Origin of the sequence: Chroococcidiopsis cubana SAG 39.79, assembly GCF_003991895.1 — a bacterium.
In the GTDB taxonomy this organism is placed as follows: Bacteria; Cyanobacteriota; Cyanobacteriia; order Cyanobacteriales; family Chroococcidiopsidaceae; genus Chroococcidiopsis; species Chroococcidiopsis thermalis.
Genome location: NZ_RSCK01000069.1, coordinates 20,745 through 35,247 on the forward strand (window position 1 = coordinate 20,745; position 14,503 = coordinate 35,247).

Consider the following 14,503-nt stretch of genomic DNA (forward strand, 5'->3'; position numbering starts at 1 on the left):
AAGGAGTTAGAGATGGGAAATGCGATCGGTAATACGGTCTCAGCAGCGAATTGCAGCCAGTCTTTCCTCATCATTAACCCCCGACTGTGCGCCAACTCGTTAGTCTGCTGGCTTGCTTTTCATTATCCATAGTTTAGTTCCGCGAACGACTCGTAATGCTAATGCGATCGGCTAATTGTCTTAACTTTTGTTCTAAACTGGGATCGCTATCCTTGAGCTGAGAAATTTTCTCACAACTATACAGTACGGTGGTATGGTCTTTTCCGCCGAATTCTTCGCCAATTCTCGGTAAACTCAAATCTGTATACTGTCGCATTAAATACATGCCAATTTGTCGCGCCCAACTAATTTCTCTGCGCCGCGAATTGCCTTTCAAATCTTCAATCGAGACATCATAAACGTCGGCGACGACCATCATCACCGATTCAGCTGAAGCAGCTACTTTTTCTATGCCTGGGTTTAAAACTGGTCGAAGATTTTCCACTGTCATAGATAAGCCAGAAATAGAAATATAAGCGACAGCACGAATCAAAGCTCCTTCTAATTCTCTAATATTAGAAGTGTAATTTGAGGCAATATACTCAATTACGTTTCTGGGCAGACGCATATTTTCATACTCTGCCTTTTTTTGTAAGATTGCCATTCTAGTTTCAAAATCTGGCGGCTGAATATCGGCAATCAATCCCATTGAGAATCGAGAACACAAGCGAGCCTGCAACTTGGGAATTTGGTTTGGCGGACGGTCTGATGCTAGAACGACTTGTTTTCCCGCCTCATGCAGCGTATTAAATGTATGAAAAAATTCTTCTTGCGTGTACTCTTTACCTTCAATAAATTGAATATCATCGACTAATAAAATATCGGCAGCACGATAATGCTCTCGAAAACTCTGCATACTATCTTTGCGGATCGAAGCAATCAGATCGTTCGTGAATTGCTCGGTAGAAACGTAGAAAATTTTAGAATTTGCGTCAATTTCTAAGCGATAGTGACCGATCGCCTGCATCAGATGGGTTTTTCCTAACCCCACGCCGCCACATAAAAATAGCGGGTTGAATTCTCTCCCTGGGGATTCCGCCACTGCCAAAGCCGCAGCATGAGCCATCCGACTGTTGGAACCGACGACAAATCGAGAAAATACATACTTTTGATTCAGTTCTGGCGGCTTCACATTGTTGCTATGAACAGCTTTTGGGGTAGTATCGTTACTCGGAGACGAGCGAGCAACTTCTGACTCGGCAAAACGCACGGATTCATCCCCCTGCGCCACGGTAACGTGAATTTCTACGGGATAGCCGAGAATATCTTGGACTGTATCGGCAATTGTTTTGATGTAGCGTTTTTGCAACCAATTCCGATGAAATGCATTGGGAGTGCAAATTGTCAAGGAATTATCCTCAAGCCGCTCAGCATTGGCAGTTTTAATCCAGGATTCAAAAGAAGGTCTGCTTAACTGGAGTTGCAATCGCTCCAGTACTTGAGTCCAAAGATTATCGGGGGAAAGATCCACCTTGTACCACCTCTGCTGTTAGCTGTCAAAATAGGGATAGGTTAACTAATCTACCAAACTCTTATTCGATCGCAGCGATCGCGATCGACAAAAACATCGATCGTATAACTCCTTTGCAAAACTCCTTACCTGTACTCAGCGGCAAAACTCCGCTCAATTGAGGCAAAATCGAACTAGCTACCGATCGACTTTCACCTACAGCAAAACAGATGAGCAGCAGGCAACGCAATATTGAGTCACGACCTGAGCCACAAGAGAGAAAACCAAGGCGTTTGCAGCTTGATGGCACTGAAAAAACCCCAGGCAGTAATCGGAATGGGTTTGGCGGGTATTTCTTTGGCAACACAGGCAATCTGGTTAAAACTAACCTTGTAGGACTCGTAAGGAAGAGTTTATCAGACAAAGTAGGGGGCGATCGGTGGCGATTGTCTGGAACTGCCGGCAGGAAGGCATTGACGCTGATCTCTGGTGTTTTATGCGTTTCGTTAAGTAGCTGCGCCGCTATTACAGAGCCTTTCCGTCAATCCCAAGCTCAACAAACTCCCATAGCTCCATCCCCTGTCGTTCCTGCGCCAACAGGGACTCCTCGCGCTGCTTTACCTAGTGTCAGCGATCCTAATTTTGTCGTCGCCGCCGTTCAGAAAGTTGGTCCGGCTGTGGTGAGAATCAATGCTTCTCGAACAGTGAAACGGCAGCTACCCGAAGCATTTGAAGATCCCTTATTTCGCCGCTTTTTTGGCGTACCAGAGGCTCAACCGCGAGAACGGATCGTGCGCGGAACTGGTTCTGGATTTATTATTAGTGCTAACGGTCAAATCTTGACTAACGCTCATGTGGTTAATGGAGCCGATCGCGTCAGCGTCACGCTTAAAGACGGTCGTACCCTAGAAGGAAAAGTTTTAGGCGAAGATCCGGTGACTGATATCGCCGTGATTCAAGTTCAGTCCAATAATTTACCCGTAGTAGAAATTGGCAATTCTGACGAACTACAACCAGGAGAATGGGTAATTGCGATCGGCAATCCCCTCGGTTTAGATAATACGGTGACAGCAGGAATTGTCAGTGCAACAGACCGTTCTGCGAGTGATATTGGCGTAACTGATAAGCGGATTGGCTTTATTCAAACCGATGCGGCAATCAATCCAGGTAACTCTGGCGGACCCCTGCTGAACTCCCGTGGTGAAGTTATCGGCATGAATACGGCAATCATTCAAGGTGCGCAAGGATTAGGCTTCTCCATTCCAATTAATGCCGTCCAGCGCATATCTAAGCAACTTATTGCTACAGGCAGCGTTCAGCATCCTTATTTGGGAGTGCAAATGGTGACGCTAACACCAGAAATTAGACAGCAACTAGAAGTAGAGTCCGACGGACAAATTCAAATTCCTGTCGAGAGTGGCGTGTTAGTAGTCAGAGTCGTGCCTAACTCTCCCGCAGCCGCAGCGGGGATCAGAAGTGGAGATGTCATTCAGTCAATTAACAATCAACCCGTAGCGAAAACAGAGCAAGTACAGCAGATAGTCGAACGAAGTTCTGTAGGAACCCAAGTTTCCGTCCAAGTTCAACGCAATGGTAAAACTGCACAGCTATCTGTGAAGTTGGCTAATTTACCCGCACAACAAGAGAGCTGAGGGAGCTGAGGGAGCTGAGAGAGCTGAGGGGGACAAGGAGGATAATTTTAGCCACTAGTCACAATTAAACCCCACACCCTTTCTTCACTGATAACTGATAACTGATAAAAATGGAAATTATTCAACTTGGTAATCCGATTCTGCGAAGTAAAGCTAAGTTTGTGGAAAACATTGACGAGCCGCAAATTCAACAGCTCATAGACGATTTATTAATTACAGTAAAACAGGCGAATGGTGTGGGGATTGCTGCACCGCAAGTTGGAGTTAGCGATCGCATCTTTATTGTTGCTTCTCGTCCCAATCCCCGCTATCCTCACGCTCCAGAAATGGAGCCAACACCGATGATTAATCCTAAAATCTTGGCTCGTTCTGATGAAAGTGAAAAAGGATGGGAAGGTTGTTTGAGTATCCCTGGAATTCGTGGTTCTGTACCCCGAGATCGAGCGATCGAAGTTGAATATAGCGATCGCTACGGCAAGTTACACAAGCAAGAGTTAACCGATTTCGTTGCCAGAATCTTTCAACACGAACTCGACCATCTCGACGGTATCGTCTTTCTCGATCGCCTCGAAACTAACTACGATCTTATTACAGAGCAGGAATACCAAAAATTAGTGAGTGGGTAATTGGTAGTTGGTAGCTGGTGGTGCGTGGTGCGCGATCGCTCTCTACTGGTCACTGGTCACTGGTCACTGACAAAAGGCGCGATCGCTATCATTAACTCAGATGTAGAAAACGGTTTACACAAATAACCATTCGCTCCCAGATCTGCTCCCATAGCCATAACTTCTGGAGTATTTTCAGCAGTCAAAAAAATTAATGGAATGGTGGCAGTGTTTGGATCTTCTCGCAGCGATTTTAAGACTTCGTAACCACTCAGTCCCGGCATTCTCACATCGCATAGCACCAAGTTAGGAAGATTTTCTTGAGCAAGTTTTAATCCAACGTACCCGTTTTCAGCTGCGATCGCTGTCAAACCTCTCAGTGTGAGTACGTTGACAATACTATCGCGCAATAATGCATCATCCTCAATTGCCAAAACCTTCGTCATTCTTACATTTTCTGAATTTGAGTGCAAGATAACAAAAGGACTGGTAGTAAATCCATAACCTTAAATTGCTTAAAGTTTAAATTTATTTGTTTAATATTTAGTAGCAGAAAGATTTTTAGGGCGATCGCTACTTCGAGCCAATGTTCATGGCGCGTTTACTCTGCTCTATCTTTTGCCATAGACTTGCCACCTGTTCGTATGCTTTCTCTGAGGAAAGCTTTCCGCCTGTATGTAAAGCAGAAATATAAGCAAGTTTTTGAGCGAATTCTTGTAAGTTAGCATTAAAAGCCAGATGTTCTGGCGTAAACTTGCCATGATACCTGCTTTGGGCGTAAATAAAACTATTTTTATTACTTAGCTCTGCTTTTGCCATACTACCCTGCCTACAAGAAAGAATTTATCTTAACCTATCCTTAAATTAACTTTAGTGACCTTCATCCATGAGAAAGATTTTCATCTTCCAATCTGTAGTTATGAATACATAAGCCTTGGTATTCGCCAGTCATCTGCCTATTTTGGTGATATTTCCCTATTGAGTTATCAAACTGAGCTTACTCCAGGAAAATATATTATGACTCATATTTTAACCATAACTTAACCTAATGTTAACCAAATTTACATTGAGTGGTAAGGATAGCTGAGTCAATGTCAAGACTGCTCCAAAGTCTTTTATCCTGAGTTGTAATAGCCTCTCGAATAGGAGCGAACCATGAAGAAGTTGATTAACCAACCGGACAGCTTCGTGCGGGAGAGTTTAGCAGGCATGGCAGCAGCTCATTCCAGCTTGTTAAAGGTGAATTTCGAGCCTACATTCGTCTACCGCGCCGACGCACCCGTGACAGGTAAGGTAGCAATTATTTCTGGTGGAGGTAGCGGTCACGAACCGATGCACGCTGGCTTTGTCGGTATGGGTATGTTAGATGCTGCGTGTCCTGGAGAGGTGTTTACTTCTCCTACACCCGACCAAATGCTAGCAGCGGCAAAACAGGTAGATGGCGGCGCTGGAGTGCTTTACATTGTCAAAAACTATAGCGGCGACGTAATGAACTTTGAAATGGCAACTGAGTTAGCCCGTGTTGAGGATATACGGGTGTTAAATGTATTGATAGACGATGATGTTGCCGTCCAAGATAGCCTTTATACCCAAGGCAGGCGAGGTGTAGGTACGACAGTACTAGCAGAGAAAATTTGCGGTGCGGCTGCGGCAGACGGATACAACTTGCCGCAAGTGGCAGATCTCTGTCGGCGGGTGAATCTAAACGGTCGCAGTATGGGTATGGCGTTAACATCTTGTACCGTACCCACGAAAGGATCGCCTACTTTTAGTTTGGGCGATCGCGAAATGGAAATTGGGATTGGCATTCACGGCGAACCAGGTAGAGAAAGAATGTCGTTAAAATCTGTAGACGAGATTACCGAAATACTCGCCTTATCAATAATTAACGATCGCCGCTACAGTCGTACAGTCCGAGAATGGGATGAGACTCAAGAAGAATGGGTAGATGTAGAGTTAGTCAATTCTGAGTTTAAGTCGGGCGATCGCGTGTTAGCTTTTGTCAATGGTATGGGTGGTACGCCCTTATCAGAACTGTATATTGTGTATCGCAAATTAGCCGAAATCTGTCAAAAACACGGATTGCAAATAGTTAGAAACCTAATTGGAAATTACATCACATCTTTAGAAATGCAAGGCTGTTCCATTACCTTGCTCAAAGTCGATGATGAGATGTTGAAATTATGGGACGCACCCGTAAAGACAGCGAGTTTATGTTGGTAATCAGTAACCAGTGATCAGTAACTAGTGACCAGTAACCAGTGACCAGTTCAGTTTATTCTGACTCCTGACTCCTGACTCCTCACAAATGACAAATGACTAATCAATATGAATAAAAGTCAAGTAATACAATGGCTACAAAATTTTGCAACTGAAATTGAGCGAAACAAAGAATATTTAACAGAATTAGATGCAGCAATTGGTGATGCCGATCATGGTATCAATATGGATCGTGGTTTTAAGAAAGTAGCCGGTCAACTCTCTAGCCTTGCTGACAAAGATATCAGTACAATTTTGAAAACTGTTAGCATGACCTTAATTTCTACTGTAGGTGGTGCAAGCGGTCCTCTTTACGGCACATTCTTTTTGAGAGCAAGTACAGCCGTAATAGGTAAAGAAGAACTCGCAACAGAAGATTTACTCAAGTTATTACAAGTAGGTTTAGAAGGTGTAGTTCAACGAGGTAAAGCGCAACTTGGTGACAAGACAATGATAGATGTTTTATCCCCAGTTGTGGATAACTTTCAAAAATCTGTGGATAACAATCAAACCACTTTAGTAGCCATGCAACAAGTTGTAATAGTAGCAGAACAAGCCATGAAAGATACTATTCCCATGCTAGCCAAAAAAGGGAGAGCGAGTTATCTAGGCGATCGCAGTATTGGACATCAAGATCCAGGCGCAACCTCTACTTATTTAATGTTGAAGAGTTTGCTAGCAGCATTGGAAAGCTAAGGCGATCGCTAAATCTAATCAGCATTACTGCGTTCCAGTCAAAGTCATTTTTGTATATAATAAGATTCTAGCTAAATCACGAACTCTTTCTTACAGCTAGAGTTTGTTCAATTGGATTATGAAAGCTGAAACATCATCTAAACTAGTTGTCCTCAACCTACCGTCTGACCGCGACCTAAACGGAGAGGGACTAAAGACTGTACTAGTAGCGATTGCTGATGGCATTAACAAACTAGGTGAAGAAGTTACCGAAGTCAAAACCGAATTGAAAAGCTGGAACGGATGGCTGCGCCTCGTGGCCGGAACTATCATTGTAACAATTGGAGTGGCGTTTATCGGTATCGTCATTCCATTGGGATTTGCTTTGTGGAGGCAAAGTTTTTAGGTAATTGCTCCTTTACTTCGTAGCTAAATTAGAGGAAACCTAGTTATCTTTCAAAAATTAATCGATACTAATGAGACTTTAAAAATTACCGATTTATAACTCGAAGATATTTATACAAGATATTACTAATTGTGCTTAAAGTAAATACTCTGTTTGCGATTCATCGTATCTTCAAAATTGCGTCATGGGCGAGTATTTTCGCGGTTGAAGGCTAAAATAACTCCCCTTCGCGCTCGTTTCAATTTCAGTATTTCTCTCCATGATTGTTATCATTCAATACCATACCTTAGATATATAAACGCAATCAAGGTAATGGTTATGAAATTCATAGTAAATAGAGCGATCGCAGCTTTAGCAGCAGTAGCATATTTATTGATGCACGCACCAGCGCAAGCGAGCCAAGTTGAGGCTTGCGATATTCACGCGAATTCAGAAAATCAAAAGATTCTGGGTGGTGTTCAATATCTTATGTATCAAAGACTGCATCAATCGCTAAATGCAATTCAAAAAGATGAATTTAATAAAGCTAGAACAGCTTTTAACAGCTTTCTGAGATTTCAAAATGCCTACACTGAAGCAGTTAATACCACTCTAGACACAGAAGCACCCAACATCTCTAATGCAATGATTGATTGCTTGACCGACAATGATAAGCAGAATAAATATCCTAAAGACATACTGATTGACTATGCGTCTAGAAATGGATGGTAGGGAGATATTAACTATAGACAAGTATTTATCTATGAATAAAGGCAAGGCTGCACACCACATCAAAAAGTCTCATCACGCACTATAGAACGCTAATAAGTCGCTAGAGGCAGGTAATGCTTATATATTTAAAACTTATGCAGAAAAAAACTAATTAAATTGATGTAGCTAATAGTTTTATGTTTATATTAATAAACCTGAGTAAAGCAGATATTATCTTTTAATGATGTATTAGATTTCTATCACTAAGAATAGTAATCTATACTGCTGTATTTACGAGAACTTTATTCAAAGGTAAGCCTCTCGTTTCGGAACTCCGTGGATGTAGCGATCGTGTTGATGTGCTAGATCTTTAATTCCTGTATCTACAGCACATCGCTCGATCAGATGTTCAAACTCATCCCATGCTAGATCGTTTTCAACTACTGGCTGCTCTTTAATTAGTTGCTCGTCGATCGCTAACACTACTTTACGTCTACCTGGTGGAATATTCGGTGGTAGTTGAATTGCAGCTTTGCCGTCAGGCGTAACAGTCACGATCGCTTCGATAGTTATCATACCAATACTGCTTCAATCTATTTAGATCTGGATACAGTCTAGCAGTAGCAGTGTGACATCGTAACCGATATCACTGTCATCCTTGTGAAAGCAAATAAAGTTATGCAAAATTGAAGAATTGTCTACTCTGTTGCTGATGTAATGAAGCTGATAGCAGTATAAAGTAACTGCAAGAATAGAAGCTTTTAATACCCATGAGGCGATCGCATGGTTAGCATTGTTATTGTCTCTCACAGTCAGAAACTAGCCGAAGGCGTGCGGGAACTCGCACGGCAAATGGTACAGGACAAAGTACCCATAGCTGTAGCAGCAGGAATTGACGATCCTGAAAATCCACTGGGAACAGATGCTATGCAAGTCTATGAAGCGATCGCATCTGTATATAGTGACGACGGCGTTCTCGTCTTGATGGATCTCGGTAGCGCCTTACTCAGTGCAGAAATGGCAATCGAATTCTTACCGGAATCACAACAAGATAAAATCCATTTATGCGAAGCACCCCTAGTAGAAGGTGCGATCGCCGCCTCTGTGGCCGCTACATCCAGCAATGATATCAATCGCATTATCTCTGAAGCACGACAAGCACTCACAGCAAAAGCAGCACAATTAAGTATTAATCCCCAAAACCAACATTCTACTGCCCCCCTTTTTAAGGGGGGTTGGGGGGATCTCCCAACGCGAGAAATCCACCTAACCATTCACAACCCCCAAGGACTACATGCTCGTCCTGCGGCTCAATTTGTCACCACAGCAACTCAGTTTCACGCTCAAACTCGCGTGCGAAATATCACCAGAAACACAGAATTTGTGAGAGCAGATAGTATCAATCAAGTTGCTACATTAGCAGTACGCCAAGGACACGAAATCGCGATCGCTTCTGTTGGTGAAGATGCAGATGCGGCACTGTCAGCATTACAAAGACTTGTCGAAAATAATTTTGGTGAGACTCATCATACTTCATCTCTTCACATTCATACTCTCTCTGATTCTCCACAGGCAATTCCTGCGTCCCCAGGGATTGCGATCGCCCCAATTTTTCAATATCATTTGCATCAAATAAAAGTTCACGAACTTTGTGTAGCTGATGTAGAGGCTGAATGGCAGCGTTTACAAACAGCGATCGCAACTGCTAAACAAGAAATTCAAAATATTAAAGATCGAATTCATATTCATGAAAATGAAGCAGCAATATTTGATGCACATCTTTTAGTTTTAGCAGATCCAGCAATTATCGAACCCGTACAAAAACGAATTTTTGAGCAACATCAAAATGCTGAATTTGCTTGGGCTACTGTTACTGATGAAATAGCGAATAGTTATCGCTATCTTGATGACGTTTATTTACAAGAACGAGCTAAAGATATTGTTGATGTAGGACAAAGAGTTTTGCGATCGCTCCTTGGCGTTTCTACTACCAATATAGAATTAACTCAGCCTAGTATTCTTGTTGCTCGCGATCTTTCTCCTTCTGATACAGTCCAATTAGATCGGACACAAGTATTAGGAATTTGTACGTTACAAGGTAGCGCTACTTCTCACAGTGCAATTCTGGCACGCACGTTAGGAATTCCGGCTGTTGTCGGTGTCAACTCACAGATTTTAAATTTAGAACCTGGTACGCTATTAGCAATTGATGGTGAAAATGGCAATATTTGGATACAACCCGATTCTCAAACAATTGCTACCCTCGAAGCGAAAAGAGATGCGATAATTACTGCCAGACAGCAAGCACGAGCCAAAGCGCAAGCACCAGCGATCGCCCGTGACGGTAAGCGAATTCAAGTCTTTGCTAATATTAGTAGTATTGCCGATGCTCAAATTGCGATCGCGCAAGGTGCAGAGGGAGTCGGATTATTACGCACCGAATTATTGTATCTCGACAGAACCTCCTCACCTACAGAAGCAGAACAATTTGAAATTTATCGTGCGATCGCCCAAATTTTAGCAAACCGTTCCCTAATTATTCGTACTCTGGATGTAGGTGGCGACAAACCTCTTTCTTATCTAGGATTACAAGCAGAAACTAATCCTTTTTTAGGCTGGCGAGGTATTCGATTTTGCTTGGATCGTCCTGAGCTTTTCAAAACTCAGTTACGAGCAATATTACGAGCTAGCTCAGGATATCAAATTAAAGTTATGTTTCCCACAATTGCAACTTTAGCAGAACTACAAGCAGCTAAAGCAATTTGGGCAGAAGCACAAACAGAATTGTCCCAAGCTGGTATTTCCTTTGATAAAAATATTGAAATTGGCATCATGATAGAAATCCCATCTGCGGTGGCGATCGCAGATAAACTTGCCTCTGAAGTTAACTTTTTCAGCATTGGTACGAATGACTTAAGCCAATATATCATGGCAGCAGACCGCACCAATCCGAAAGTTGCTCCATTAGCTGACGCTTTTCATCCTGCTGTATTGCAAGCAGTTCAAAAAACTGTGCAAGCCGCACACCATGCAGGACTTTGGGTAGGATTGTGTGGCGAACTAGCAGCCGAACCCTTAGCTGTACCCATATTACTTGGCTTAGGTTTAGACGAATTAAGTCTTAATCCTCAATCTATTCCTCAGATTAAACAAATAATCAGTCAATTAACAACACAAGAAGCAGAGGCGATCGCTCATTCTGCAATGCAACTCGACTCAGCCACCCAAGTTAAATCTTTTATCTCCGATTCCCCCCTTTTTAAGGGGGGTTAGGGGGGAGCGAATTTAAGGGGATTAGGGAGGAGCGAAACTTGACTCTTACTTGCTAATTCCCCCCTTTCTAAGGGGGGTTAGGGGGGATTTAAAACTTAACTCCTACCTGTCCATTAAATCCGCGTACAGAATTATAACCAACTCCTACAAACAGATTGTCCGCCGCATCAATTTGAACCCCACCAGACACGGCGAAATCCTCATCATCCGAATAATATCCCACCCCAATATAGGGATCGACAACAGGTAAATTAATAAACTTGAGTACGTCCACTCCCGTTGAATCACCCGGACCAAATCCTAATTCAACCCCTAAACCAATAATTCTCGCGCCCACAGAAAAAGTTACATCACCATCGTCTCCTCCCACCGAAACCCAAGGCTGTGGAATAAGTTGAGCTTTAGCCGCAGTTGGTGTAAAAACTGTAGATAAAGACACGAGCGCGATCGCGATTTGACTAATAACTGTTATCTTCATAATCTTCTCCTCAACACCTAACTAACCTAAAATAAATAGTAGGGTGGGCATTACCCGCCTTATTTGAATCTGCTATTTACATCCTCTCCAACACGGGAATTCCTAATAAAGATAATCCCAACTTGAGAGTTCTAGCCGTTAAATTACACAGCACTAACCGCGACGTTCTCTGAGGTTCTTCCGCATTTAAGACTGGAACACCTCGATCGCGATCGTAAAATTGATTGAATTTTTGGCTCAATTGAAACAAATACTCGCATAATCGATTTGGTAATAAATCTTCTTCAATTGTTGAGATAACCTCATCTAACTGAAGTAAATGCTTTGCCAATACGAGTTCAGTTTCATGCTGCAATACTACCTTAACGTTGTCTCCCAACTGCGCGAAATCAATTCCTCCCTTACGGCTAATGCCTTGAATCCGTGCATAAGCATATAACATATAAGGAGCAGTATTACCTTGTAAAGCCAACATTTTATCGTAGCTAAAAATGTAATTGCTATTGCGGTTTTGGCTCAAATCGGCATATTTTACTGCACTAATACCAATCACTTGGGCGACGTGGTTAATAAATTCTTCTGTCTCTTCTCTTCCTTCTTCTTTTAATCGAGATTCTAAATCTTTACGAGCATGTGCGATCGCTTCATCTAACAAATCTTTTAAGCGTACAGCTTCTCCCGAGCGAGTTTTCAACTTCGATCCATCTTCACCCAAAACTAAACCAAAAGGAGCGTGAAAAAACTCCACTTCATCTGTAATCCAACCCGCTCGTTTTCCTACCTGAAAAATTTGAGCAAAATGATTAGTTTGCTCAGCACCCACTGGATAAATTACTCGTTGTGCTTTATCAACATTTACTCGATAGCGAATAGCAGCTAAATCTGTTGTAGCGTAATTATAACCTCCATCAGATTTTTGCACGATCAAAGGTAAAGGCTTACCTTCTTTATTTGTGAAACCTTCTAGAAAAATACACTTCGCGCCTGCGTCAATTTCTACAAGTCCTTTTGCTTCCAACTCTTCAATCGTTTCTGCTAACAAAGGATTATAGAAAGATTCTCCTCGTTCGATAAAAGAAGCAATTCCCATCAAATCGTAAATAACTCGATATGCTTTACTAGACAGTTGACAAACAATCTTCCAAGCCAGAATAGTTTTTTCTTCTCCTGCTTGCAGTTGTACTACAGCCTGTCTCGCTGCTTCCTTAAACCCTTCATCTGTATCAAACTGCTTTTTAGCTTGACGATAAAATGAGGATAAATCTCCTAAATTCAAATTTTCATCTGTTGTCAAAGCTTCTGGATATGCCTTTTGCAAGTAAGCAATCAGCATTCCAAAGGGAGTTCCCCAATCGCCTACATGACTCAGACGCACTACGTCATGTCCGATAAATTCTAAAATTCGAGAAAGACAATCTCCAATCACAGCTGGACGCAAATGCCCAACGTGCATTTCTTTAGCAATATTTGGGCTGGGATAATCTACAATAACTTTCTTGGGATGTTTAACAGATGCAATTCCTAGCCGAGGGTCAGGATTATTTTTCTGTAATTGTGCTTCCAAATAAGCTGGTTTCAATGTCAAATTAATAAAACCAGGTCCAGCTACAGTTGGATTTTCGCAGAAATCGTTAACATCTAACTTTGATACAATTTGTTCTGCGATCGCTCGTGGAGGTTTTCCTACTTGTTTCGCTAGCGGTAGAGCTACATTTGCTTGATAATCTCCAAATTTAGGATTGCTAGCAGTTACTAAAATTGGATCGACTCCAGCATATTCTGCACCCAACGCAGCAGCCAAAGCTTGCTCGAATCGAGGTTTGAGCTGTTCTAAAGTTTCTTTCATAAGAGTTATGTATAGTATGTCAGCAAGGCGTAGGTGATTCGATCATTCTACCTAGCTGCAGACACTTCTAAATAGTTATATATAGTGTGTCAGTAAGGTGTAGGCAATTCGGTCGTTCTACCTAGCCGCAGACACTTCCAAGCTCAACATTCAATTTTCATACTCAAATCCAACCACTTCGCTTGAGTAATCGGCGCACTACTAGAAATATAATCTACGCCTGTTTCTGCTACCGAGCAAATAGTTTCCAAAGAAACGTTACCAGAAGCTTCAATTTTGATTTTGCTATTGTGCTGTCGGATTGTCTCTACTGCTTGATGCATCATCTCTAGAGACATATTATCCAGCATAATGATATCTGCCCCATACTGTATGGCTTCTGATACTTGTTCCGAAGACTCGGTTTCAACCTCTATGGTGAGAGGATATGGTATGCTCTGGCGGATTTGGGCGATCGCCTTACCAATTCCACCAGCCACTGCAATATGATTATCTTTGATCATCACTGCATCATCCAATCCCATTCGGTGATTAATTGCTCCTCCTAGTTGAGTTGCATACTTTTCCAGTACCCTCAGTCCTGGAGTTGTTTTGCGCGTATCGACTAATCGAGCCGGTAAATCTTCTATTCTCTCCACATACTGACGAGTAAGGCTAGCAATACCGCTCAACCTCATCGCCAAGTTAAGCGCAACTCTTTCTCCCATCAGCAATGCATCCAACGCTCCACTCATCTGAGCAATAACTTGTCCTGGCTGACACAATTCTCCTTCAGCCGCACAAGCGACAAATGTGACTTGCTCGTCTAAAGTTTGAAACACTCTAGCTGCAACTGGTAAACCTGCAATAACCCCGGGAGCTTTAGCTACCCACTTGGCTTGTCCAGTACGAGGATTTTGAGCTAGCAAGCTTTGAGTCGTGCGATCGCCTCGTCCAACATCTTCAGATAACCACTCACGCAGCAGAGGATCGAGTATTAACCAAGGCGGTAAAACAGCAAAATTACTCACGACTAATAAACTTCCTGGCTTGACTCCAAAATCACTCTAGCTCAAACCGGTGTGGGGAGGGAATTGGGGGGAAAGTCAAAATTTTTTTCACCAAAAGGGTTGACACATTTGGTGGAGATT

14 protein-coding genes are annotated in these 14,503 nt (G+C 42.5%); 7 read left to right on the top strand and 7 right to left on the bottom strand.

Annotated features, from left to right (window positions below):
• Positions 1–133: 133 nt before the first annotated feature.
• Positions 134–1,510: a chromosomal replication initiator protein DnaA gene (gene dnaA / locus DSM107010_RS27345; RefSeq protein WP_015152110.1), complete on the bottom strand. Its 1,377-nt coding sequence runs from the start codon at positions 1,508–1,510 to the stop codon at positions 134–136.
• 209 nt (positions 1,511–1,719) lie between these two features.
• Between dnaA and DSM107010_RS27350 the strand changes: the two genes are divergently transcribed.
• A complete protein-coding gene (locus tag DSM107010_RS27350) occupies positions 1,720–3,141 on the top strand; it encodes an HhoA/HhoB/HtrA family serine endopeptidase (protein WP_127024368.1) in 1,422 nt (473 codons plus the stop codon).
• A 110-nt stretch (positions 3,142–3,251) separates the two neighbouring features.
• Entirely contained in the window at positions 3,252–3,767 is a 516-nt protein-coding gene (gene def, locus DSM107010_RS27355) for a peptide deformylase (RefSeq protein ID WP_106167908.1), read from the top strand.
• A gap of 56 nt (positions 3,768–3,823) precedes the next feature.
• Here the strand turns inward: def and DSM107010_RS27360 are convergent, their stop codons facing one another.
• Entirely contained in the window at positions 3,824–4,192 is a 369-nt protein-coding gene (locus tag DSM107010_RS27360; RefSeq protein ID WP_015157500.1) for a response regulator transcription factor, read from the bottom strand.
• A 127-nt stretch (positions 4,193–4,319) separates the two neighbouring features.
• The gene (locus tag DSM107010_RS27365; protein WP_015157499.1) at positions 4,320–4,565 is read right to left on the bottom strand and encodes a DUF7219 family protein; all 246 of its coding nucleotides are present in this window, start codon (positions 4,563–4,565) and stop codon (positions 4,320–4,322) included.
• A gap of 336 nt (positions 4,566–4,901) precedes the next feature.
• On the opposite strand from DSM107010_RS27365, the gene dhaK reads away from it, so the two are divergent.
• From dhaK to DSM107010_RS27385, 4 genes are all read left to right on the top strand, one after another.
• Entirely contained in the window at positions 4,902–5,969 is a 1,068-nt protein-coding gene (gene dhaK, locus DSM107010_RS27370; protein ID WP_106167909.1) for a dihydroxyacetone kinase subunit DhaK, read from the top strand.
• A gap of 105 nt (positions 5,970–6,074) precedes the next feature.
• Positions 6,075–6,701 (top strand): dihydroxyacetone kinase subunit DhaL, encoded by a 627-nt coding sequence (gene dhaL, locus DSM107010_RS27375; RefSeq protein ID WP_106167910.1) that lies wholly within the window; start codon positions 6,075–6,077, stop codon positions 6,699–6,701.
• A gap of 103 nt (positions 6,702–6,804) precedes the next feature.
• Positions 6,805–7,086 (top strand): hypothetical protein, encoded by a 282-nt coding sequence (locus DSM107010_RS27380; RefSeq protein ID WP_127024371.1) that lies wholly within the window; start codon positions 6,805–6,807, stop codon positions 7,084–7,086.
• A gap of 318 nt (positions 7,087–7,404) precedes the next feature.
• Positions 7,405–7,797, top strand: a complete 393-nt coding sequence (locus tag DSM107010_RS27385; protein WP_015157495.1) for a hypothetical protein — start codon at positions 7,405–7,407, stop codon at positions 7,795–7,797.
• Positions 7,798–8,082: 285 nt separating this feature from the next.
• Here the strand turns inward: DSM107010_RS27385 and DSM107010_RS27390 are convergent, their stop codons facing one another.
• Positions 8,083–8,352: a hypothetical protein gene (locus DSM107010_RS27390; RefSeq protein ID WP_015157494.1), complete on the bottom strand. Its 270-nt coding sequence runs from the start codon at positions 8,350–8,352 to the stop codon at positions 8,083–8,085.
• Positions 8,353–8,559: 207 nt separating this feature from the next.
• Between DSM107010_RS27390 and ptsP the strand changes: the two genes are divergently transcribed.
• Positions 8,560–11,049, top strand: coding sequence for a phosphoenolpyruvate--protein phosphotransferase (gene ptsP / locus DSM107010_RS27395; protein WP_106167911.1), 2,490 nt, complete (start codon positions 8,560–8,562; stop codon positions 11,047–11,049).
• Between the two features lie 88 nt (positions 11,050–11,137).
• Here the strand turns inward: ptsP and DSM107010_RS27400 are convergent, their stop codons facing one another.
• From DSM107010_RS27400 to nadC, 3 genes are all read right to left on the bottom strand, one after another.
• On the bottom strand, positions 11,138–11,527 hold the full coding sequence (locus DSM107010_RS27400) for a hypothetical protein (RefSeq protein WP_015157493.1): 390 nt from the start codon (positions 11,525–11,527) through the stop codon (positions 11,138–11,140).
• Between the two features lie 76 nt (positions 11,528–11,603).
• Complete coding sequence (gene argS / locus DSM107010_RS27405) at positions 11,604–13,373, bottom strand: arginine--tRNA ligase (RefSeq protein ID WP_106167912.1); 1,770 nt, start codon at positions 13,371–13,373, stop codon at positions 11,604–11,606.
• A gap of 143 nt (positions 13,374–13,516) precedes the next feature.
• Positions 13,517–14,383 carry a carboxylating nicotinate-nucleotide diphosphorylase gene (gene nadC / locus DSM107010_RS27410; protein ID WP_015157491.1) on the bottom strand — a complete coding sequence of 289 codons (867 nt, stop codon included), beginning with the start codon at positions 14,381–14,383 and terminating at the stop codon, positions 13,517–13,519.
• Between the last annotated feature and the right edge of the window lie 120 nt (positions 14,384–14,503).